Consider the following 22,129-nt stretch of genomic DNA (forward strand, 5'->3'; position numbering starts at 1 on the left):
GCTTCTTCGCTCCAAACAACAGCCCTATTTAACAGAGATAATTATTAAAATTATAAAATTCAATTAATTTTATTGTAGAATAGAAAGCGTTATCAAGCAATAAAAATAACCGCTGCCATTTTAGACAGCGATTATTTTTAATAAATAGAGGTAGTGGTCTTTGAGGTATGTTCAATAATATCTTTCACCCGCTGCAGGAATCGGCCGCAAATCAAACCATCCAAGATCCGGTGGTCCAGGGACAAGCACAAGTTTACCATATCACGAACAGCAATCATTCCGTGATTCATGACCACAGGCCGTTTCACAATTGATTCAACTTGTAAAATGGCGGCTTGCGGATAATTTATAATCCCCATAGATTGGACAGAACCAAATGATCCCGTATTATTGACGGTAAACGTACCACCCTGCATATCATCGGGGCGAAGTTTTCCCGTTCTGGCCTTGGCAGCCAACTCGGAAATTTCGCGGCCAATCCCTTTAATGGTTTTTTCATCGGCATGTTTTATGACTGGGACGAATAATGCATTTTCTGCCGCAACCGCAATCGAAATATTAATTTCTTTTTTCTGGATGATTTTATCCCCCGCCCACATGGAATTGATTTGCGGGAATTCTTTCAAGGCCTGGGAAACCGCCTTAACAAAGAACGCAAAATAGGTCAAATTGAAACCCTCTCTTGACTTAAACTCATCCTTAAGCGAATCACGAAAAGCGACAAGATTGGTTGCATCCACCTCAACCATCGTCCATGCGTGCGGTGCTTCATGCTTGCTGCGCAACATGTTTTGGGCAATTGCTTTGCGGACACCGGTAACCGGTATTTCTATGTCTCCTGCCATCACCGGAATATTTACTGCCGAAGCTGCTGGTGTCTCCTTAGTGGACGGCCGGTTTGCAATGAACTGCCCAATCATTTGATTTTCTGCTTGCCCTTCAACTGGCTGTGGTTGTGCTGTTTCCTGTTCACCGGCTTTTGGAATATTTCCTGTCTCAATGATTTTAAGCAAATCCTTACGTGTAATCCGGCCTCCGGCACCTGTTCCTGATACTTGTGTCAAATCAATACCATGTTCTTGGGAAATTTTCAACACAGCAGGGGAATAGCGCGCTTTGGCCTCTTGAGGGTTGTCAGACGCCGGGGCCTTGACTTCCGGTTGTCTTTCTTGTACCCCAGTAGAAACCTCATCTGCGCTGTTTTCTAATTCAATCGTACAGATAATCTCCCCGACTGCCACTGTATCTCCCTCATCGGTGATTAATTGTTTAATCACGCCAGCAAAAGAAGACGGCACCTCCGCATTTACCTTGTCGGTCATTACCTCCGCAAGTGGGTCATATTTATTAACGCGGTCTCCCGGTGCAACAAGCCATTTACTGATGGTGCCTTCCGTAACGCTCTCTCCTAATTGCGGCATTTTAATTTGTTCAACGGTCAATGGTCTCATACCCCCTGTGATACTTCTGTTCCTGCAGATAAAATAAGGAGCAAGCTTAAGTCAATACCGTTATTAGGCTTGACTAGAACTCTGCAAGCTCCCGCATGGCTTTTTCAACCTTATCCGGATTCACCATAAAAAATTTCTCCATTGTCGGTGCATATGGCATTGCCGGCACATCCGGTCCAGCCAGACGTTTTATTGGTGCGTCTAAATCAAATAAACAATGTTCTGCAATGATGGCGGCCACCTCACTCATGATGCTTCCTTCTTTATTGGCTTCCGTCACTAACAGAACTTTCCCTGTTTTGGAAGCTGCTTCGATAATGGCTTCTTTATCTAGCGGGTAGACGGTACGCAAGTCAAGAATGTGGGCTGAAATTCCATCCCCAGCCAGTTTTTCGGCGGCTTGCAGGGCAAAATGCACACAAAGCCCATAGGTGATGACGGTGAGATCTTCCCCTTCCCGTTTCACATCAGCCTTACCGATTGGAAGCGTATAATCATCCGTTGGAACCTCACCTTTTATTAAACGATAAGCCCGTTTATGTTCAAAAAATAAAACAGGGTCATTATCGCGGATGGCGGCCTTTAACAGTCCTTTCACGTCATAAGGTGTTGACGGCATGATAATTTTTAGTCCGGGCTGATTGGCAAAAACGGCTTCAACCGACTGGGAATGATACAGCGCTCCATGAACACCGCCGCCATATGGGGCCCGGATCACAATTGGACAGTTCCAATCGTTGTTGGAACGATAGCGGATCTTCGCCGCTTCCGAAATAATTTGGTTAACAGCGGGCATAATAAAATCAGCAAACTGCATTTCAGCAATCGGACGCATGCCATACATGGCGGCACCTATTCCCACACCTGCAATCGCAGATTCCGCCAGAGGTGTATCGATCACCCGCTCCTCGCCAAATTGTTGGTATAGGCCTTGAGTCGCTTTAAAAACGCCTCCTTTTTTCCCGACATCTTCCCCCAGGACAAACACCCGCGGGTCCCGTTCCATTTCTTCGCGAATGGCCATGGTCACGGCATCAATATATGAAACAATCGCCATATTCCTTCCCCCTTATTCCCCATACACATAGTTCATAGCATGTTCTGGTGCTGCATATGGAGCATTCTCCGCATAATCTGTTGCTTCATTGACCACCTGCATCACCCTGTCATTGATTTGGGATTCAAGGAGGTCATCCATGACGCCCGTCTCCTTCAGATAGGCACCGAAGGTAATAATCGGGTCTTGTGTTTTGGCAGCAGCCACTTCGTCCGGAGCCCGGTAAGAACGATCGTCATCATCTGAAGAATGCGGGGTTAACCTGTAAGAAACGGTTTCAATTAAGGTCGGACCATCCCCCCTGCGGCCTCGGTCGGCAGCCTCTTTTACGACCCGAAAAACTTCTAAAGGGTCATTTCCATCAACCGTAACCCCGGGCATTCCATACCCGATAGCACGGTCGGAAACTTTATCGCAGGCCAACTGCTTCTCGATTGGAACTGATATCGCATACTTGTTATTTTCACACATGAATATCACTGGCAACTTATGAACACCCGCAAAATTGGCTCCTTCATGGAAGTCCCCTTGGTTTGAGGAACCTTCTCCAAAGGTTACAAACGAGACAAAATTCTGTTTTTCCATTTTTCCCGCAAGGGCAATGCCAACCGCATGAGGTACTTGGGTTGTAACGGGTGAAGAGCCGGTAACAATCCGGTTCTTTTTTTGGCCAAAGTGTCCAGGCATTTGACGGCCGCCTGAATTTGGATCTTCTGCCTTGGCAAAACCGGAGAGCATAATTTCCTTGGGAGTCATCCCAAAGGATAATACCACTCCCATGTCACGATAATAGGGGAGCACATAATCTTGATTCCTGTCAAGAGCAAAAGCAGCACCGACTTGGGCTGCCTCTTGCCCTTGGCATGAAATGACAAAAGGAATTTTACCTGCACGGTTTAACAGCCACATCCGTTCATCAATTCGCCGTGCCAAAATCATTGTTTCATACATTTCAAGTACTGTTTCATCATTTAAACCTAACGCCTCATGACGCTTATTAACCATTGTTATAACCTCCCGACGTCCATTAAAAATTACCTAACCATGCAAAGCTCTTCCGTCAACTGCCAGCGCCGCTTCCCCGATAGCTTCCGATAGAGTTGGATGCGGGTGTATGGTGTGGGCAATTTCCCATGGCACAGCATCCAAAACCATCGCCAAACCCGCTTCGGAAATCATGTCGGTTACATGAGGGCCAATCATATGCACCCCTAGAATATCCTCCGTCTGGGAGTCGGCAATGATTTTGACGAAGCCATCGGTTTCACCGAAAACCAGAGCCTTGCCAATCGCCCGGAATGAAAATTTACCGACTTTTACTTGGTAGCCTTTTTGAATAGCCTGTTCTTCCGTCCACCCCACACTTGCCGCTTCAGGATTGCTATATATACATTTGGAAACCAATTTATAATCAAGGGGATCGGGATTCATGGCCGCCATATGTTCCACAGCAATAATTCCTTCATGGGATGCAACATGTGCTAACTGAAGTCCCCCGATTACATCCCCTATCGCATAAATATGGGATTCCTTTGTCTGATAAAATTGGTTAGTGACAATATTGCCCTTTTCAAGTTGTATATCCGTATTCTCCAAGCCAACCCCTTCTGTATTTGCCTGACGCCCTACTGAAACAAGCAGCCGCTCTGCTGTAAATTCTTTATTGGCACCATTTACCTCTGCGGAAATCGTTATTTCTCCGTGTTTGCGCAGGGTTTCAGGGAGTACTTTTGCATGGGTCACAATCTTTATTCCCTTTTTCTTCAAAAGCCGTTGCATTTCCTTCGAAATTTCTTTGTCCTCAGTAGGGATTATTCGATCCTCGTATTCCAAGACCGTCACTTCGGTTCCGAAATCGGAAAGCATCGATGCCCACTCAATCCCAATGACACCGCCTCCCACAATAATAATGGACTTTGGTATGGAATTTAGTTCTAATGCCTCATCAGAGGTCAAAACGTATTTGCCATCCATTTGCAATCCAGGAAGCAATCTTGGTCTTGAACCTGTGGCAATAATCACATTCTTGGGAATCAGCATTTCATTTTCGGCCCCGTTATTCATTTCAACGGAAATCGTCCCTGGCAGCGGGGAAAAGATGGACGGGCCGAGAATCCGGCCAATTCCTTCGTATACATCAATTTTCCCCTTTTTCATTAATTGCTCAACACCGCGATGGAGAGTATCAACAATTTTTGATTTTCGTTCCTGTACTTTTGTAAAGTTAACGGTAACCTCACTTGTTACTACCCCATATTCCTCGCTTTGCCTTGCAGTTTTGTAAACTTCAGCACTCCGGAGCAGTGCTTTACTTGGGATACAGCCTTTATGGAGGCAAGTTCCTCCTAGTTTCCCCTTTTCAACAACAGCTGTTTTCAGACCAAGCTGTGAGGCGCGAATGGCGGCTACGTAACCGCCTGTACCACCCCCAAGAATGACTAAATCATATTCTTGTGCCACAACTTTTCCCCCTAAGATTCTGCCATTTCTTGGCATTTAATGTCCTGGATATTTCCTTACTTAACCAGTGTTTCCAAAATAGGATCCCTTCTAAAATCATATTGAACAATAATTTTCGGGACGTAATTAGTTGGTTCTCCTTCGGCTTAAAATATGGTGCCCATTTTGCAGGAATTGGCTTCTGGCATTGCGAACCTTCTCAATTCTTTCCTCCGCAAGCCGATCCGCTGCTAAATAGGTGGGAATTCCATCACGCTTCGAAATTCCGATGACTTTTTCAATACTATTATAAATCTGGTCTACCTTTTTCATGGCCCGGTCGTGATTATATCCGTAAAGCTCATCGGCGACATTGATTACACCGCCGGCATTAATGACGTAATCTGGTGCATAAACTATTCCCAACTCATGGATTATGTCGCCATGGCTAGCATCCTTTAATTGGTTGTTGGCGGAACCGGCAATTACTTTTGCCCTTAACAAAGGTATGGTTTCATCATTAATAGTGGCTCCCAGAGCGCATGGAGCATAAATATCGCATTCCGCATGGTAAATATCATCCGGATCCACAGCTGACGCGCCAAATTCCTTTACAGCCCGGTTCACGGCCTCTTTATTAATATCCGTTACTATGAGCTGGGCTCCTTCATCATGTAAATAACGGCAAAGGGTATAGGCCACGTTCCCAACCCCCTGAACCGCTACTGTTCTTCCCTCGAGTGAATCACTGCCAAACGCCTCTTTGGCAGCTGCTTTCATTCCTCTGTATACCCCATACGCGGTTACAGGCGAAGGATTCCCAGAAGACCCGAAGGCTGGAGAAATCCCCGTAACATAATCGGTTTCTTCATGAATGATATCCATGTCGGCAACGGTTGTTCCCACATCTTCAGCAGTAATATACCTTCCGTTAAGACCTTGAATATACCTTCCAAAAGCCCGGAACAATTCCTCGCTTTTATCTTTTCGAGGGTCTCCAATGATTACCGTTTTTCCGCCTCCAAGATTCAAACCTGCAGCCGCGTTTTTATAGGTCATTCCACGGGCAAGTCTTAATGCGTCTTCAATCGCCGCTTCTTCTGAAGCATATGTCCACATACGTGTTCCGCCTAAAGCGGGTCCCAGCGTTGTATCGTGTATCGCAATGATGGCCTTTAATCCAGACGTCTTATCCTGACAAAAGACCAACTGTTCATAATCATATTTCTCCATATATTTAAAAATCTCCATCATTCCATCCCCTTTTTCTTATTGAGCCACCCGTTAAAGTAATATGCAAGTTTCATGCCAGTTGAACAGGAATTGAAAACGCTTCATTGGAAGGAAAGGGACGTCTGCAAAATCTTTCTTACTGTGAAAAATTTTGCATGCCATCTTTTTCAAGTTTATATTTTTCAAGCTTATAGTATAAATTACGCACTGACAGCCCTAATGCTTTTGCGGTAAGGGTCTTATTTCCTTTGAATTGCAATAGTGTATTCCGGATAATATTAGCCTCATACGCCTCCACCATTTTCAATAAAGGCCGCCCGCTGGTGGTTGATACCATCTCATGGGCCAAGATAGGTTCATGAACCTGTTTGCCATTGTCTAATTCAGGCAGGTGAAGGACATCAATGATGGTATCCGTGTAATGCATATAGATAATCGCCCTGCCAAGAATATTTTCTAATTCCCTTACATTTCCAGGCCAATCATATTCCATTAGCTTATTAAGCGCAGCATGAGATATTCCCTCTACATTCCGGCCGTAATCTTGATTGATTTTCGTAATCAGCCTTTCACACAATGCCGGAACTTCTTCCTTCCTTTGCCGTAAGGGAGGAATATGAATAGGCATACGATTTAACCGATAATATAAGTCTTCCCGAAACGTACCTTTGGCAATCCCCTTTTCAAGATTGACGTTCGTGGCAGCTATCACTCTAACATTAATGGACATAGGCTTTGTGCCCCCAACGCGGATAATTTCATTTTCTTGAAGCACCCTGAGGAGCTTGGCCTGGGTATTTGCGGACAATTCACCAATTTCGTCCAAAAATATACTTCCGTTGTTTGCCTCTTCAAACAGTCCTCTTTTTCCTCCCCTGACAGCCCCGGAAAAAGCTCCTTCTTCATAACCAAATAATTCACTTTCCAATAACGATTCAGATAGTGCTGCACAATTAACACGAATGAATTTGTTATATTTTCGGTCACTCGCATTATGGATGGCATGGGCAAATAATTCCTTCCCGGTCCCGGATTCCCCCCTAAGAAGAATAGTAGCCGGGGTTTTCGCCCCAAGTTTGGCCTGTTCAATGGCAAGCATCATTTCTTCGGAGATTCCGATGATATCCTCAAATGTGTACTTAGCTTCCAATGTCCGAATCAGTTGTCTCGCCCGATTTAATTCCCTGCTGAGCGATTTCATTTCTGACATATCGTGAATGACGCCCACACTTCCCTTTAACTTGCCATTTACGATAATGGGCGCCACGTTGACAATAACTTCCCTTTTACTAGGGCCGACCCGCATTGGAACACCACGGACAGCTCTTCTTGTTTGCAGTACCTTCATATGCATACTTTCGCCTTCTGATATGTCAGCAGTTGCGGGATGTCCAATCACTTGTTCCTCCGTAAGGCCTGTCAATCTCGTATAGGCCGGATTAATCAAAATGCCCCGGCCGTTTTCATCGACAACGGAAATGGCATCATCGCTGGAATGAATGATAGCCTGCAGCATGGTTTGGATCTCTTTTAAATCGGTAATTTCCTCCGCAAGGTCTACAACCTCCGTAATGTCCTTAAAGACGGCAAGAGCTCCGATCAATGTTCCATTTTCCTCAATGATTGGAATTCTGGTCGTAACGACTTTTCTCCCATTGCCCAATATCATCTTTTGATTTGATTCAACCCGCTTGGTTTTTAAGATGATTGGCAACCGGCTTTCCGGGATGACTTCCACCACATGCCTCCCAAGGACTGTCTCTTTCCCTACCCCCATCATTTCTTCTGCCCGCCTGTTAAAGAGAATCACTGCACCCACGTTGTCAATCACAATCATTCCATCGCTTGTGGCATTAAAAATCAAATCCTGAAGATAGGATTCATACTGGTGTTTATGGATTAATTCTTCCTTCTCCTCCATCAGCTCTGAAACAAGAAAAGCAACGCTGCCTGGTATTAATACGGTGCGCTTAGGCTTCGAATCCCTTATGACCTGAAACACCGCATTGTCTCCTGTTACTTCAATAATAATATCAATATCTTCATTCAAAAAAGGGCCCCATCCGGTACCCGTCGGGATCCCTTCCGTTTGCGCATATAAGATGCCTGGAGCACTTGGATTCCGGTCAATAACAGCAGTTACTCTTAATACTTCGGATTCTTTTAATATTTTTAAAACGGCGGTTCCGCCTTTTCCCGCTCCCACTATCATAACGTTTTGCATGATACCATCCCTTTCTGGGCAGTCATCAAGAAAAATTTTTCAATGCGTGGAAAATTTATGCAGTTTATTTCATACTAACATTGTAATTTGAAACTGTTATCTTGACAAATCAAATCCATATACTATTATTTTTGTAAGGGAAAAGAAAAGTGGAAGGAACTTAAAAATGAAGAGGATAATTGCACTGTTAATATTAGTATTTCCTGGGATACTTGCTGTTTGGGGAATAAAATTAATGCGGGATATGATATTTGGCATTTTAGATGCACCATTTCCCTACTTTTGGCTTCAGTTTTTGGCCGGGCTCATTTTATGCATCGGCGGGGTTGGTTTTATTGCAGGCTTTATCTTGCACAGGGACCGAAAGCAAAATAAGGTTCAAACTAAGTTTAAAAAAATGAAAGAACAATAATAGGATGACCCATAGGTCATCCTTTTTGGTAAAGTTTTCTCAAATTTATTGCCTTAACAGGGTCGTCGGTAATGATGGCCGAACAGTTTATATTGAATAAACGCCGCATGTGGGCCTCTCTATTGACCGTATAAGGGCGGACCGCAACCCCATTTTCCATGGTGGATTTTATAATTTCATCCGGAATTGTCGAATGCTTGGGATGAATCCCTTTTGCCCGAATAGATTGCGAGTAAATCCACGGCATATAAATGGCCTCAATAAACAGAGGTGCTGTCTCGATTTCCGGGGCTATTCGATAACTGTAAACAATACTGTAATGATTAAAAGAAGAAAAAACAATCCTGTCAGACAAATTATATTTCCGAACCAGTTCAACTACTTTTTCTTCCATTCCTTCATACGGTACTAATCCATTTTTGAATTCGATATTACAGACTAAATTCTTTGTCTTCATCCATTCAAGAACTTCTTCCAGGGAAGGAATTGGTTCTTTTTTTACGCCTTTCTTATTGGCATTCAGTTTTCTGATCTCTTTAAATAAATAATCCTTAACAAACCCGTTACCGTCGGTTGTCCGATTGACCCTTTCATCGTGAATCACGACGATTTCCCCATCTTTTGTTAATTGGACATCCAGTTCAATACCATCTGCCCCGGCATTCTCCGCTGCAATAAAGGCACCCATTGTATTTTCGGCATAAGAAGCGGAATATCCCCGATGTGCGAAAATTTGTGTCATCCACTCACTCCTTAACGATCAATATACAAAGTAACTTCCGAAAAAAGTCCACCTAGACCAGCTTATGCAAGTTCGTTGAGTTTACCCCTATTTTTTCTTGTATTGATAAAAAAGCCTCAGGAACGAGGCTTTTTTATCATACACATTTTATTAATTTTAAGATGCCTTATGTTCCAAACGGAGTTTATCCGCAACCATGGCAATGAATTCAGAATTAGTTGGCTTTGCTTTTGACATACTGACAGTGTATCCGAATAATGACGAGATGGAATCAATATTTCCACGGCTCCAGGCCACTTCAATCGCATGGCGGATAGCTCGTTCCACACGGCTCGCAGTAGTATTGTACTTTTTGGCAATATCAGGATACAACACCTTGGTGATAGAACCCAATAATTCAATATCATTGAATACCATCGCTATGGCTTCACGCAAGTATAAATAGCCTTTAATATGGGCGGGGACACCAATTTCATGTATGATGCTTGTTATAGAGGCATCTAAATTTTTCGGTTTGGATTCCATTTGCGAACGGTAGCTGCCAACAGAAGTTTTTCTCGCAGATACTGAGGTTTTGTTGCCGCTGACTTGGCGGATGTGACTTCCTAAGTTCTCCATGTCAAATGGTTTTAAAATAAAGTAAGATGCTCCAAGTTCCACTGCCTTCTTAGTAACATCTTCCTGTCCGAATGCCGTCAGCATAATAACATTTGGCAGGACTCCCTTTTTCATTTCACGAAGCCTTTCCAGAACCGCCAATCCATCAAGATGAGGCATAATGATATCCAACACAAGAACATCCGGATCGGTTGAACTTAAAATTTCCAAGCATTCCTGTCCGTTGTGGGCGACTCCAGCTACTTCCATATCTTCCTGGGATGTAATATAATCCTCTAATAATTCAACGAGCTCTCTATTGTCATCAACGACACAGACTTTTATTTTTTTCAACTTGGTTCCTCCTCAATACGAATCCGATCTATTTTTTATAACACACATAATGTTCTAACTCTATTCTAAATTAGAAATTCGACAATGCAACAAAAATTCCTCTCATTTTTTTAATATTTCTTAAAATAGTGATAAAATCTTAGTTTTTCTAAGCTTTTCTTCTTTTTTCGACGAAAAACGCTAAGTATACGGTAAATACTGTCTGTATGTCGAAAAATCTTTAAATAAAACCCTGTTAAATCTGGCTGTTGATTGCAGCGAAAAGAGGGCGCTTTCTACTGGCGTGCCCCGGGTAGCCTCCTCGCGCTGGAAGGGTCCTGCGGGGTCTCCCCAGCCCTGTACTCCGCAGAGTCGAGCTTACCGCTCCCATCAACAGTGTCTAAAAAATCGACAATACTGTTTAACGGAGCTTAAATAAAAAAGAAGCAAAATAGGGACTATGACCTATTTTGCTCTTGGGTTAGCTTGCCTTTTCTTTTGGCATTTCATATATGTTAATTCCCGCTTCATTCAACATCCATTCTATATGGACCCCATAACCGGAGGTCGGATCATTTACAAAGACATGTGTTACGGCACCCACGAGCTTGCCATCTTGGATAATCGGACTGCCGCTCATGCCTTGGACAATCCCCCCTGTTTTTTCCAGGAGCCTTGGGTCCGTTACTTTAATCACCATGCCCTTTGTGGCTGGGAATTTTTGCGGGATGGTACTGACAATTTCAACATCAAACTCTTCCACTTTGTCATTATCCACCACTGTCAAGATCTTGGCAGGTCCTTCTTTTACCTGATGCGATAATGCGATTGGCAGTGGTTTATCCATAATTCCATTTTTTAATTCTTTGTTTAGTTCACCAAAAATACCAAATGGACTATTCTTTTTAATATTTCCTACAATTTCCCGGTCGGAAGAAAAGCGGGCCAATTTTTCTCCAGGATCTCCGTTACTGCCTTTTTCGATGGAGGTTACCGTGGATCGAACAATTTGACCATCTTCGACAACTATTGGTTTCTTCGTATCCATATCCGAAATCACATGGCCAAGTGCACCATATTTTTTTGATTCCGGATGAATAAATGTCATCGTGCCAATTCCTGCAGCTGAATCTCTAATATATAATCCAAGCTTGTAGGTATCTTCACCTTTATCCTTTAATGGAGTAAGCTTCGTTGTAAACTTGCCGTTTTCCCTGCTGATCACCATATCCAGCGGCTGTTCATTTTGTCCGGCTGCTTGAACATATGGCGCTACATCGGTCATCTTTTCAATTTTATTTCCATTTATTTCTGTTATGATATCGCCAACTTTTATTCCTGCCAATTCACCTGGAGACTTTTTTCCGTTTGAGGTGTTAACCAAATGGTGCCCTACAACTAAAACACCAACCGTGTTTAATTTAACACCAATTGACTGACCGCCTGGAAGAACCCGAAAATCTTTTAGTACATTAACATCCACTTTTTTAATGGGGATTCCTGCATATTCTAAAAGCAGCTGGTTTTTTCCCGTTTCTTTTGCAACAAGGGAAATGGAGCGTTTTTCCTGATCAAGTGTCAGATTGCTTTGGGACTTTAACTGGGCTGAAACCGGAGAAGCTTTTGGTAACTTTATACTTTGTCCTTCGAAAACGGTAATCGTTTTCGGGATCGTTACATATTCACGCATAGGCTGAAAAAAAATAAGGCTGAGTAATGAAACAAGGAGAATTCCACCAATAATTCTTCGTAATAACTCTAACTTCAAATTTTTCACTCTCCTCGCTTCTTTTTCACAATATAAATGGCTACATCTTTAATTTTGCCTCCTTGACAGTCATTTATAACTTGGACCCAAATAAAAAAGCTACCCAAGTTGGATAGCTTTTCATATTTTTTATAAAAATAACATATTGTAATGGTCAAACGGGGGTTTCTTCCTTAATTTTATCGGCCAGCTGCAACAGTTCTTCAGCGTGTTGTTTTGTTAAGCTGGTAATTTCCACTCCTGAAATCATCCGGCCAATTTCTTTAATTTTTTCTATTTCATTTAACGGTTTTACTGATGTTGTTGTTCTACCAGCTTTAATGACTTTGGAAATGAACAAATGAATATCTGCCATGGCCGCAACCTGGGGCAGGTGGGATATGCATAAAACTTGGGAATTGACAGCGACTTTATAAATTTTTTCGGCAATTGCCTGCGCGACTCTTCCGCTAACGCCAGTATCGACTTCGTCAAAAATAATGGAAGTGACGCCTTGATGTTTGGAAAAAATACTTTTTAAAGCCAGCATTATGCGTGACAATTCACCACCGGATGCTACTTTTGACAATGGTTTTAAAGGTTCGCCCGGGTTAGTCGTAATATAAAATTCAACATGGTCGGCACCAGTGCTTGAAAAATGCTGTAAATCGGTTTCAAAGCGGATCTCAAATACGGTTTTTTCCATGTACAATTCTTTTAATTCTTTATGTATGAGCCCTGTTAGTTTTTTTGCCGATTTACGCCTAAGTTCACTCAAATTTTTGGCTTCTAGAACCAAATCTTTTCTGATTGAGGCCAATTCTTTTTCAAGTTCGTCAATCCGAGTCTCTTTATTTTGGATGGTATCGATTTCGTCTTCAATTTTTGCCGCGTATTCTAAAATCTCCTGAATGGTTTTGCCATATTTTCTTTTTAAATGGTTAATTTCATTTAAACGGTCATCAATTTCATTTAATCTTTGCGGATCATATTCCAAACGGTCCAGTTCCTGCCTTAATAAACTCGCCGCATCTTCCAATTGATAAAAACAATTCGACACTGATTCGTAAACAGGCCGGTAGGCCGTGTCAAGTGAAGCGGCATCCTCCAAATGGTTCATCGCCATCCCAAGCCAATCAAGACCTTTCTGCTCCCCGCTTAAGGAATTATAACTCAGTTGGAAGGCCTCAAATACTTTTTCAAAATTGCCTAATCTTCTTTTTTCCTCATAAAGACCATCATCTTCACCAGGCTTTAAATTCGCCTTTTGAATTTCACTTAATTGGAATAAAATCAGATCAAGACGGTGGGCCATTTGCTGGTCATTCTCACTTAAAGCCTTCAACTTTTGTCTGGCGTGTTCAAAACGGCGGAAGACATCTTGATATTCCTTAAGTGAAGCCGTAATCTCTTTCGCTCCAAATTGATCCAGCAACGGCAAATGCCGGGTTTCATCCATGAGTTCTTGGTGTTCATGCTGTCCATGGATATCCACTAATGTGCCGCCAATCTCCCGTAAAGTCGAAATGGTCACCAGCTTGCCATTAATCCGGCAGACGCTTTTTCCCGTTTTGGAAATATCGCGGCGTAATATGACCATTCCTTCTTCAATGTCAATCCCGAATTCCATCGCTTTGTTGTAAACCGGATGGTTATCATTGTCAATTTGGTATAATCCTTCTATTTCCGCTTTTTCCTCACCATGGCGGACGAATTCCGCTGAACCTCTCCCGCCAATTAATAAATGGATGGCATCGATGATAATGGACTTTCCTGCTCCGGTTTCCCCTGTTAGAACAGTCAATCCCTTTTCAAATGAGATTGTTAACCGCTCGATAATCGCAAAGTTTTTTATTGAAAGTTCTGAAAGCATGAAACACTCCCCCAATTTAGAGCATATCAAGGAATCTCTGTGTGATGGTTTCCGTATCTTCTTCTGTCCGGCAGATAATCAGCATGGTATCATCACCACAAATGGTACCTAGTATCTCATCCCATTCAAGATGGTCAATCAGTGCGCCAATGGCCATGGCGTTCCCTGGCAGACATTTCATGACCAGCAAATGTCCAGCCGAATCAATCCTGACAAAAGCATCGATCAACGCTCTTTTTAGTTTTTGTAACGGGTTAAACCTTTGATCAGCAGGCAGACTGTATTTGTACCTGCCATCGGATAAAGGAACTTTAACAAGATGCAGCTCTTTAATATCGCGGGATACTGTTGCCTGAGTCACATTATAGCCAGCATTTCTAAGCTCATCGACCAGTTCATCCTGTGTTTCAATATCATTGCCGGCTATAATTTCTCTTATTTTGATATGTCGTTGTCCCTTATTCATTATTTCACCTCGAACGTATTTAAGCACCTTAGTAGTACAATCATACTTACATGCCTCTTCTACCCATATGTTAGCCGATTTATCTTGAATTGTCATGCAAACTTTGAATGAAAATAAGGAAAAATGTATAAAAGGATAAGCTTAACCGCTTATCCTTTTTCTGTGAATGTTTTATTACATCATTTATTCCTGCTTGGCATGGAGCGAATTATGGGCTTCCTTTACCACATCAACAGGAGGAAACGGCAAAAGATTAACACCCTGCTGCCCTTCTCCAGACCATTTCAAGTGAATAAGGAATTCGATATTTCCATCACCGCCAGTAATCGGTGAATAAGACAAGTTACTTATTTCATATCCTTGCTGAAGTGAGAAATCGATAATTTTTTCAATGACTTGAAGGTGTACCTTTTCATCCCGTACAATTCCCTTCTTGCCGACTTGTTCTCGGCCGGCCTCGAATTGAGGCTTAATGAGCGCAACAATATCACTCCCAGGGACCAGTAATGTTTTTAAAACCGGCAGGATTAACGTTAGGGAGATGAAGGAAACATCGATGGTGGCAAACGTTGGCATTTCACCTTGCAGGTCAGCAGGTGTTACGTAACGGAAATTGGTTCGTTCCATCACCACCACCCGCTCATCCTGCCTGAGCTTCCAAGCCAACTGATTGTACCCGACATCCAATGCATAGGACATTTTGGCACCGTTTTGAAGGGCGCAATCTGTAAACCCTCCCGTCGATGCCCCGATATCCAACATCACTTTGCCTTCAACAGATACATCAAACACTTTTAACGCTTTTTCCAGCTTTAACCCGCCACGGCTGACATATGGCAGGGCATTTCCTTTTACTTGGAGTGGAATATCCATTTTAACTTTTTCACCCGGTTTGTCTAGCCTTTCTTCGTTCGAAAACACCAAACCGGCCATAATTGCCCTTTTTGCTTTCTCTCTTGTTTCACATAGACCTCTTTCTACCAGTAAAACATCTAAACGCTCTTTCGTTTTCATTATGTTAAGCCCTTTGCTGTTTTTTCCCGGCCATAACGGAGATTCTTTTTACCGCTTCTTCGGAAGTAAGGCCGATTTCCTCAAGTAATAAGGCGACATCTCCATGTTCAATAAATTGATCCGGTATACCCATTCTGTCAATTTGTGAGTGATAATATCCGTGGTCATGGGCATACTCAAGAACGGAACTTCCAAATCCCCCTTGGAGAACCGCCTCTTCAATGGTTAGGACAGGTATATTCTTATCAAATATTTTTGTTAGCATCGTTTCATCAAGTGGCTTGATAAACCGGGCATTTACTACTTGCACCGAAATCCCTTGTTTTTCAAGCTGCATTGCAGCATCAAGTGCCATTGGTATGGTTGTGCCAAAGGTCAAAATGGCAGCATCATAACCATCTTTTAAAACTTCCCAAGATCCGATTGGAATAGGCTTTAATGTCTCTTCCAGCGGCACACCAACACCATTGCCGCGCGGAAATCTCATCGCAATGGGCCCATCATCATATTTTAACGCTGTATAGACCATATGCTGTCCTTCGTTTTCGTCTTTTGGCATCATTAAAACCATATTCGGGACATGTCTTAAAAAGGCAATGTCAAAAACCCCCTGATGCGTCTCTCCATCAGCCCCAACGAGCCCTGCACGGTCAATGCCAATAAACACATTCAGGTTTTGCCGGCAGATATCATGAACCACTTGATCATAAGCCCGCTGCAGGAACGTGGAGTAAATCGCCAGAAACGGTTTCATGTTTTGGGTTGCCAATCCTGCCGCAACTGTAGCCGCATGCTGTTCTGCAATCCCCACATCATACATGCGCTCCGGAAATTCATGGGCAAACCCCTCAAGTTTGGAGCCCACGGGCATTGCGGGAGTAATGGCGACCACACGTCCGTCATCCCGGGCAATCTTCCTAACTGTTTCACTAACCAAACTGCTCCAAGCGGGAGGCTGTTTTTTGCTGGGTTTAACAAAATCCCCTGTATCCATCTTATAAGGACCCGTTCCGTGCCAAGTCCCGATTTTATCGGCTTCTGCCGGCTTAAACCCTTTGCCTTTTTTGGTGACAACATGCAAGAGGACCGGTCCCTCTGTTTTTTTGGCGTAGGCAAGATTTTCGAATAATGCCTCAAAATTGTGGCCATCAATTGGTCCTAAATAAGTGAATCCCAGTTCCTCGAAGAACATTCCTGAGACAAAAAGATATTTTAGGCTATCTTTTATCCGCTCAGCAGTTGCCGCCAATTTCCCGCCGACAGCGGGCACCCTTTTCAAAAGGACTTCCAGTTCATCTTTTACCCATTGATACTTTCCTGCTGTCCGCAATTGACCAAGAATATTGTGCAAAGCACCTACATTTGGTGCAATCGACATCTCATTATCATTTAATATGACAATCATGTCCTTTTTCTCATGTCCGATATGGTTCAAGGCCTCAAGCGCCATGCCGCCCGTTAAGGCCCCATCACCAATGACCGGCACCACATAATGTTTTTCTTTTTTTATGTCCCTTGCGATGGCCATTCCCATGGCAGCAGATAAAGAGGTGGAGCTATGGCCGGTCTCCCATACATCATGTTCACTTTCCACTCTTTTGGGGAAGCCGCATAGTCCTTTAAATTGCCTAAGGGTGTCGAATTCACCGGCTCTTCCGGTTAGAATTTTATGGACATAAGACTGGTGCCCGACATCCCATATGATTTTATCTTTTGGACTATCGAAGCATTTATGTAAAGCAATCGTCAGTTCCACTACCCCTAAATTGGGACCTATATGCCCACCGGTAACGGAAAGCTTTTTAATTAAGAAGCGGCGTATATCCCTGCTTAATCCCTCCAGCTCGGCATTGGACATCCTTTTAAGAAAGGATGGGTCTTTTATTGATAATAGATCCATATCTGGATCACTCACTTTCATAACTTTTTCTCTTTAGTGGCTATTTAAAAATAAGCCGCTAACACGGGCGTGATAACGGCATTGTTCACGGTTTTCTAGTTTCAATCCATTATAACATACTAATTATGTTGCCTCAAATAGCTGTCTTTTAACGATCTCGTGACGCCACTAAATCAGTCAATTCCATAAGCAAGCCTGTCTTTAAGCCTGTCTTTTCTAGATTTTCCGTTGCATTCCGTATTTGCTGCCCCAAAGCATCCTTTGCCCCTTGTAACGTCAAAACGCTGGGGTAGGTACTCTTATGGTTAACTGTATCGCTGCCTACGGGTTTGCCAATTATTTGCTGATTGCCGGTCAAATCAAGAATATCGTCCTGGATTTGGAAGGCAAGTCCAAGATGATGAGCAAAGCGTCCAAAATGGCCAAGCAACGTTTCGTTGGCCCCAGCCAAGATTGCTCCTGCTTGTATACTGAATCCCAACAGCTTTCCGGTTTTATGAATATGGATGTACTCGAGCTCCTCGATGGTAAGTGCCCTGTCTTCCCCTTCCATGTCGGCAACTTGTCCGCCGACCATACCTTCTGCGCCTGCTGCTTTGGCCATTTCAACCATTAATCTGAGTTTAGTCTCAGGAGAAGCAAATTCAGACGGGATACTGGAAATCACTTCAAAACTATAAGTTAACAACGCATCCCCGGCAAGGGTGGCAATCGCATCTCCGAAGACAATGTGATTGGTTGGCTTTCCCCTTCTCAAATCATCATTATCCATGCTCGGCAGGTCATCATGTATGAGTGAATAGGTATGAATCATCTCTATGGCTGCCGCTGCTTGGGTCCCCATTTTCGGGTTCATGCCAAATGCATCAAGAGTCGCAAATAAAAGCAATGGGCGGATTCTCTTCCCTCCGGCTTCGAGAGAATAAATCATCGATTCTTTGAGTTTTGGCGGTGCGTCCAGCTGTTCCACCATCATGCGGAGTTCTTTATCCAATAATTTTTTATATTCCAGCATAAATGATTCAAGCCTGGTTTCCACCTTAATCCTCCTCATCAACTGAGAAACTCTCAGTGCGTCCATCTTCTGTAATGATTTGGGTTAATTGTTCCTCCACACTTTTTAGTTTATCATGACAAAGTTTCGATAATTCCATACCCTGCTTATAGAAGCTAATGGCCTCTTCTAATGGAACATCTCCTTCTTCAAGCTTTTCAACAATCCGTTCAAGTTTTGTCATGGCTTCTTCAAAAGAAAGGTTATTGTCCGCTGTCATTTTTTTCGCTCCCTTCGATGGTCTCTACTTTACAGTATACTTGCCCATCTGATAATTGTATTTGAACCGGTTCCTCCGGCTTTACTTGCGTTACACTTTTTAACAGGCGACGATCCTCCGTATAGGCTAAGCTAAAGCCCCGTTCCATGATTTTCAACGGACTAAGCGCTTGAAGGGTGACAAGAACCTTGTCAAAATCCGTTTGTTTTTTGGCTACCGTTTGTTGAATGGCCCGGTTTAAGTCCTTTTGCACCCTTTCAAACTTGAGTTTGGCATCGCCTGCCATTTGACGGGGATGGTTACGTTGTATTCGTTGATTTAGTGCAATATGTTGGTCCTTTTTACCCGTGATTAAGCGCGAGGTATTCCTAACCAGCATTTCGGTAAGCTTGTCAGTCTGCTCCAGTTTTTGCTCATATAACCGTTGCGGATAGCGGAAGGCGTACGACCGCTGAACCCGGTTCAGACGATCCGTTTCATAACGGAATCTTTCCCGCATGGTTCGAATAAGCCTGGACTGCCTCTGCAATACCCTATCCATTAATTCCTCAATGTGCGGAACAGCCAGTTCAGCAGCTCCGGTAGGGGTTGGTGCCCTTAGGTCCGCAACAAAATCAGCTATCGTAAAGTCCGTTTCATGCCCCACTGCGGAGATGATGGGTATCTTTGATTGGAATATGGCACGGGCGACAAGTTCTTCATTGAATGCCCATAATTCTTCAATGGAACCCCCGCCACGGCCGACAATTAAAACGTCTATATCCCCCATGGCATTAGCCCTGTCGATAGCACGGGCGATTGACGATGCCGCGGCATCTCCTTGAACAAGAGCGGGAAAAACAAGAATTTTCCCAATAGGATATCTTCTTTTGATAGTCGTAATAATGTCTCTAATCGCAGCCCCTGTCGGAGAGGTAATCACCCCGATTGTTTTGGGGAACAATGGCAACGTTTTTTTATTGTGGGCAGCAAACAAACCCTCAGCTTCCAGTCTCTGTTTTAATTGTTCATAAGCCAGGAATAATTCACCAATGCCATCCGGCTGCATCGTTTTAATATAAATTTGATACTGGCCGCTCGGTTCATATACCGTGATATCGCCCTTTACAATGACTTTCATCCCGTTTTCCGGGGAAAATTTCATGGACCGGGCTTGACTGGAGAACATAACAGCAAGGATCCGGGCCTTTTCATCCTTCAAGGTAAAATACATATGGCCGCTTGAGTGCTGTTTGAAGTTTGAGATTTCCCCTCGTACATGGATATCATGTAAATGCGGGTCCGCATCAAATTTTCGTTTTATGTATTTGGTCAACGCATTCACAGTTAAATATTGTTGTTCCTGCATAACGTCTCCTTCTAAAAAAGAGGATAAAAACTAAACTGTCCTTATTCATCATATAATTAGCCTGTTGTTTTGTCCGCAAAATGAACCAAACCGGCTAAAATAAAGAATAAGGACAATTGATTTACTCGCTATCGGTTTAAACTTTCTTCCGCTGACTTTAACGTATTATACATCAACATGGTAATCGTCATTGGGCCCACACCCTTTGGTACGGGGGTAATAAACCCGGCTTTCTCGCTTACTTCATCAAAATTTACATCACCACAGAGCTTTCCAGCCTCATTGCGGTTGATGCCCACATCAATAACTACCGCTCCTTCTTTAATATGGTCGGCCGTAATAAAGTTAGGTATTCCTACCGCTGCCACCACAATGTCAGCCTGCTGGGTATGCTGCTTTAAATCTTTAGTTCTAGAGTGGCAATAAGTGACGGTTGCGTTTTGATTTAAAAATAACTGTCCGACTGGTTTGCCGACAATATTACTCCTTCCAACCACAACAACATGTTTGCCTTCCACCTGAATTCCCATCTCTTCAAGCAGCACCATGATTCCATATGGAGTACAAGGCAAAAAGGAATTTTGTCCAGTCATCATTCTGCCGATATTGATTGGGTGAAAACCATCGACATCTTTTAATGGTGAAATGGTTTCAATCACATTTTTTTCGTCAATATGGTCCGGAAGCGGAAGCTGCACCAGTATTCCATGAATGGCGGGATCGCTGTTTAATTCCCCGATTTTTTCAAGCAATTCCTGCTCCGAGACCTGTTCTGGCAATTCGATTAATAAAGAGTTCATGCCAAGTTCATGGCATGCTTTTTCTTTATTTCGTACATAGGTCTTGGAAGCATCATTGTTCCCTACTAGAATGACAGCCAACCCTGGGGTAACGCCCTTTTCCTTTAAAACCTTTACCTTTTCTGCAATTTCAATCCGTTTTTTCGCGGCAATTTCTTTGCCATTAATCAACACTGCAGTCATTTTTTCTCCCCCTTGCCCTTAGAAGCGCGTTTAAACTTTTCATTAGCTAAGCTGTTGTTTCACCTTTGAGAGCACGCCATTGATAAATTTGCTTGATTGGTCATCACCGTAGACTTTTGCAATTTCAATCGCTTCGTCTAAAACCACATTTCCTGGGACTTCATCAAGTAAATACTTTAATTCATAAGCAGCGATTCTTAAAATGTTCCGGTCTACGGGCGCCAGACGGTCCATCGACCATTTTTCAAGGTTTTTACCGATAAGCGGATCTATTTCTGACATATGTTCAACCACACCGGTAACAAGCTTTGATAGATACTCATCACCAGCTTGTCCTTCTAATACATGAAGGATGGCTTCTTGTGGTTCACTGTTGCTGACATCAATTTGAAATAGTGCTTGCAATGCCTTTTCCCGGGCTGTTCTTCTCTTCATTATATCTATATCTCCTTTGACGGTTTTAACTAGTTTGTCTATTTATATACATTATTTAGTATTAAACAAATAGGAAACCTTACACATAAAAAGATAATAGCATAACTGACGAGGTTTAGCACGGTCTGAAATAAAACGGAAATAGAAAAACCAAAGGATTGCCCTTTGGTTTTTCTAATTAGACTTCTTCTTCGACCGGTGATTCAGGCTTTTGATTCTCAAATTGAACCCCGACGACATGGATATTAACTTCCTCGGCCTCTAATGCTGTCATAGTCAATAAGGCTTGACGGATATTCTCTTGAATCTTTGAAGCAACGGCAGGAATTGATATACCAAATTTAATTAAGCAATACACATCGATAATAATACCGGTCTCGGCCAGTTCCACTTTAACACCTTTGCCGTGATTTTTTCTTCCTAACCGTTCCACTACTCCCGTAGCAAAATTGCCGCGCATGCCAGATACGCCTTCAACCTCGGAAGCCGCAATACCTGCAATTACTTCAATTACTTCCGGAGCAATCTCAATTTTTCCAAGACCGTCGTTATCTTGTTCCATTTCTAAAATATTAAATTCGCTCATCCCGAACACCTCCAA

Annotated in this window: 20 protein-coding genes; 1 reads left to right on the top strand and 19 read right to left on the bottom strand. The window is 43.0% G+C overall.

Annotated features, from left to right (window positions below):
• Nucleotides 1–137 precede the first annotated feature (137 nt).
• From ACY8D0_RS19400 to ACY8D0_RS19425, 6 genes are all read right to left on the bottom strand, one after another.
• The gene (locus ACY8D0_RS19400; protein ID WP_462412136.1) at nucleotides 138–1,442 is read right to left on the bottom strand and encodes a dihydrolipoamide acetyltransferase family protein; all 1,305 of its coding nucleotides are present in this window, start codon (nucleotides 1,440–1,442) and stop codon (nucleotides 138–140) included.
• A gap of 82 nt (nucleotides 1,443–1,524) precedes the next feature.
• On the bottom strand, nucleotides 1,525–2,508 hold the full coding sequence (locus ACY8D0_RS19405; protein ID WP_462412137.1) for an alpha-ketoacid dehydrogenase subunit beta: 984 nt from the start codon (nucleotides 2,506–2,508) through the stop codon (nucleotides 1,525–1,527).
• A 12-nt stretch (nucleotides 2,509–2,520) separates the two neighbouring features.
• Nucleotides 2,521–3,513, bottom strand: a complete 993-nt coding sequence (locus tag ACY8D0_RS19410; RefSeq protein WP_462412138.1) for a thiamine pyrophosphate-dependent dehydrogenase E1 component subunit alpha — start codon at nucleotides 3,511–3,513, stop codon at nucleotides 2,521–2,523.
• A 33-nt stretch (nucleotides 3,514–3,546) separates the two neighbouring features.
• Nucleotides 3,547–4,968, bottom strand: coding sequence for a dihydrolipoyl dehydrogenase (gene lpdA, locus ACY8D0_RS19415; RefSeq protein ID WP_462412139.1), 1,422 nt, complete (start codon nucleotides 4,966–4,968; stop codon nucleotides 3,547–3,549).
• A 126-nt stretch (nucleotides 4,969–5,094) separates the two neighbouring features.
• Nucleotides 5,095–6,198, bottom strand: a complete 1,104-nt coding sequence (bcd, locus tag ACY8D0_RS19420) for a branched-chain amino acid dehydrogenase (RefSeq protein WP_462412514.1) — start codon at nucleotides 6,196–6,198, stop codon at nucleotides 5,095–5,097.
• 118 nt (nucleotides 6,199–6,316) lie between these two features.
• Nucleotides 6,317–8,404, bottom strand: coding sequence for a sigma-54 interaction domain-containing protein (locus tag ACY8D0_RS19425; protein ID WP_462412140.1), 2,088 nt, complete (start codon nucleotides 8,402–8,404; stop codon nucleotides 6,317–6,319).
• Between the two features lie 166 nt (nucleotides 8,405–8,570).
• Here ACY8D0_RS19425 and ACY8D0_RS19430 point away from each other — a divergent pair, with 166 nt between their 5' ends.
• Nucleotides 8,571–8,816: a DUF2627 domain-containing protein gene (locus ACY8D0_RS19430; RefSeq protein ID WP_462412141.1), complete on the top strand. Its 246-nt coding sequence runs from the start codon at nucleotides 8,571–8,573 to the stop codon at nucleotides 8,814–8,816.
• A 16-nt stretch (nucleotides 8,817–8,832) separates the two neighbouring features.
• Here the strand turns inward: ACY8D0_RS19430 and ACY8D0_RS19435 are convergent, their stop codons facing one another.
• The 13 genes from ACY8D0_RS19435 to ACY8D0_RS19495 form a co-directional block, all read right to left on the bottom strand.
• On the bottom strand, nucleotides 8,833–9,558 hold the full coding sequence (locus tag ACY8D0_RS19435; protein WP_462412142.1) for a glycerophosphodiester phosphodiesterase: 726 nt from the start codon (nucleotides 9,556–9,558) through the stop codon (nucleotides 8,833–8,835).
• A 156-nt stretch (nucleotides 9,559–9,714) separates the two neighbouring features.
• Nucleotides 9,715–10,509, bottom strand: a complete 795-nt coding sequence (gene spo0A, locus ACY8D0_RS19440) for a sporulation transcription factor Spo0A (RefSeq protein ID WP_462412143.1) — start codon at nucleotides 10,507–10,509, stop codon at nucleotides 9,715–9,717.
• Nucleotides 10,510–10,969: 460 nt separating this feature from the next.
• Nucleotides 10,970–12,256, bottom strand: a complete 1,287-nt coding sequence (spoIVB, locus tag ACY8D0_RS19445) for a SpoIVB peptidase (protein WP_462412144.1) — start codon at nucleotides 12,254–12,256, stop codon at nucleotides 10,970–10,972.
• Nucleotides 12,257–12,410: 154 nt separating this feature from the next.
• On the bottom strand, nucleotides 12,411–14,108 hold the full coding sequence (recN, locus tag ACY8D0_RS19450; RefSeq protein ID WP_462412145.1) for a DNA repair protein RecN: 1,698 nt from the start codon (nucleotides 14,106–14,108) through the stop codon (nucleotides 12,411–12,413).
• Between the two features lie 16 nt (nucleotides 14,109–14,124).
• On the bottom strand, nucleotides 14,125–14,574 hold the full coding sequence (gene ahrC / locus ACY8D0_RS19455) for a transcriptional regulator AhrC/ArgR (RefSeq protein WP_462412146.1): 450 nt from the start codon (nucleotides 14,572–14,574) through the stop codon (nucleotides 14,125–14,127).
• Nucleotides 14,575–14,757: 183 nt separating this feature from the next.
• Nucleotides 14,758–15,588: a TlyA family RNA methyltransferase gene (locus tag ACY8D0_RS19460; RefSeq protein WP_462412147.1), complete on the bottom strand. Its 831-nt coding sequence runs from the start codon at nucleotides 15,586–15,588 to the stop codon at nucleotides 14,758–14,760.
• A 4-nt stretch (nucleotides 15,589–15,592) separates the two neighbouring features.
• Nucleotides 15,593–17,488 (bottom strand): 1-deoxy-D-xylulose-5-phosphate synthase, encoded by a 1,896-nt coding sequence (dxs, locus tag ACY8D0_RS19465; RefSeq protein WP_462412515.1) that lies wholly within the window; start codon nucleotides 17,486–17,488, stop codon nucleotides 15,593–15,595.
• Nucleotides 17,489–17,636: 148 nt separating this feature from the next.
• Entirely contained in the window at nucleotides 17,637–18,527 is an 891-nt protein-coding gene (locus ACY8D0_RS19470) for a polyprenyl synthetase family protein (protein WP_462412148.1), read from the bottom strand.
• Nucleotide 18,528: 1 nt separating this feature from the next.
• The gene (locus ACY8D0_RS19475) at nucleotides 18,529–18,762 is read right to left on the bottom strand and encodes an exodeoxyribonuclease VII small subunit (RefSeq protein ID WP_462412149.1); all 234 of its coding nucleotides are present in this window, start codon (nucleotides 18,760–18,762) and stop codon (nucleotides 18,529–18,531) included.
• Nucleotides 18,746–20,110 (bottom strand): exodeoxyribonuclease VII large subunit, encoded by a 1,365-nt coding sequence (gene xseA, locus ACY8D0_RS19480; protein WP_462412150.1) that lies wholly within the window; start codon nucleotides 20,108–20,110, stop codon nucleotides 18,746–18,748. The genes ACY8D0_RS19475 and xseA overlap by 17 nt, the downstream gene beginning before the upstream one ends.
• 128 nt (nucleotides 20,111–20,238) lie before the next feature.
• Entirely contained in the window at nucleotides 20,239–21,093 is an 855-nt protein-coding gene (folD, locus tag ACY8D0_RS19485) for a bifunctional methylenetetrahydrofolate dehydrogenase/methenyltetrahydrofolate cyclohydrolase FolD (protein ID WP_462412151.1), read from the bottom strand.
• 42 nt (nucleotides 21,094–21,135) lie between these two features.
• Nucleotides 21,136–21,528, bottom strand: coding sequence for a transcription antitermination factor NusB (gene nusB, locus ACY8D0_RS19490; RefSeq protein ID WP_462412152.1), 393 nt, complete (start codon nucleotides 21,526–21,528; stop codon nucleotides 21,136–21,138).
• A 178-nt stretch (nucleotides 21,529–21,706) separates the two neighbouring features.
• A complete protein-coding gene (locus tag ACY8D0_RS19495; protein WP_462412153.1) occupies nucleotides 21,707–22,114 on the bottom strand; it encodes an Asp23/Gls24 family envelope stress response protein in 408 nt (135 codons plus the stop codon).
• Between the last annotated feature and the right edge of the window lie 15 nt (nucleotides 22,115–22,129).

Source organism: Neobacillus camarae, from assembly GCF_054950115.1.

What these genes read in the sequence shown, in the direction of transcription:
- ACY8D0_RS19495 (WP_462412153.1), bottom strand. Translation starts at nt 22,114, where the DNA reads ATGAGCGAATTTAATATTTTAGAAATGGAACAAGATAACGACGGTCTT.
- folD (WP_462412151.1), bottom strand. Translation starts at nt 21,093, where the DNA reads ATGACTGCAGTGTTGATTAATGGCAAAGAAATTGCCGCGAAAAAACGG.
- xseA (WP_462412150.1), bottom strand. Translation starts at nt 20,110, where the DNA reads ATGCAGGAACAACAATATTTAACTGTGAATGCGTTGACCAAATACATA.
- nusB (WP_462412152.1), bottom strand. Translation starts at nt 21,528, where the DNA reads ATGAAGAGAAGAACAGCCCGGGAAAAGGCATTGCAAGCACTATTTCAA.
- ACY8D0_RS19405 (WP_462412137.1), bottom strand. Translation starts at nt 2,508, where the DNA reads ATGGCGATTGTTTCATATATTGATGCCGTGACCATGGCCATTCGCGAA.
- ahrC (WP_462412146.1), bottom strand. Translation starts at nt 14,574, where the DNA reads ATGAATAAGGGACAACGACATATCAAAATAAGAGAAATTATAGCCGGC.
- ACY8D0_RS19425 (WP_462412140.1), bottom strand. Translation starts at nt 8,404, where the DNA reads ATGCAAAACGTTATGATAGTGGGAGCGGGAAAAGGCGGAACCGCCGTT.
- ACY8D0_RS19430 (WP_462412141.1), top strand. Translation starts at nt 8,571, where the DNA reads ATGAAGAGGATAATTGCACTGTTAATATTAGTATTTCCTGGGATACTT.
- ACY8D0_RS19460 (WP_462412147.1), bottom strand. Translation starts at nt 15,588, where the DNA reads ATGAAAACGAAAGAGCGTTTAGATGTTTTACTGGTAGAAAGAGGTCTA.
- bcd (WP_462412514.1), bottom strand. Translation starts at nt 6,198, where the DNA reads ATGGAGATTTTTAAATATATGGAGAAATATGATTATGAACAGTTGGTC.
- ACY8D0_RS19475 (WP_462412149.1), bottom strand. Translation starts at nt 18,762, where the DNA reads ATGACAGCGGACAATAACCTTTCTTTTGAAGAAGCCATGACAAAACTT.
- dxs (WP_462412515.1), bottom strand. Translation starts at nt 17,488, where the DNA reads ATGGATCTATTATCAATAAAAGACCCATCCTTTCTTAAAAGGATGTCC.
- ACY8D0_RS19435 (WP_462412142.1), bottom strand. Translation starts at nt 9,558, where the DNA reads ATGACACAAATTTTCGCACATCGGGGATATTCCGCTTCTTATGCCGAA.
- recN (WP_462412145.1), bottom strand. Translation starts at nt 14,108, where the DNA reads ATGCTTTCAGAACTTTCAATAAAAAACTTTGCGATTATCGAGCGGTTA.
- ACY8D0_RS19410 (WP_462412138.1), bottom strand. Translation starts at nt 3,513, where the DNA reads ATGGTTAATAAGCGTCATGAGGCGTTAGGTTTAAATGATGAAACAGTA.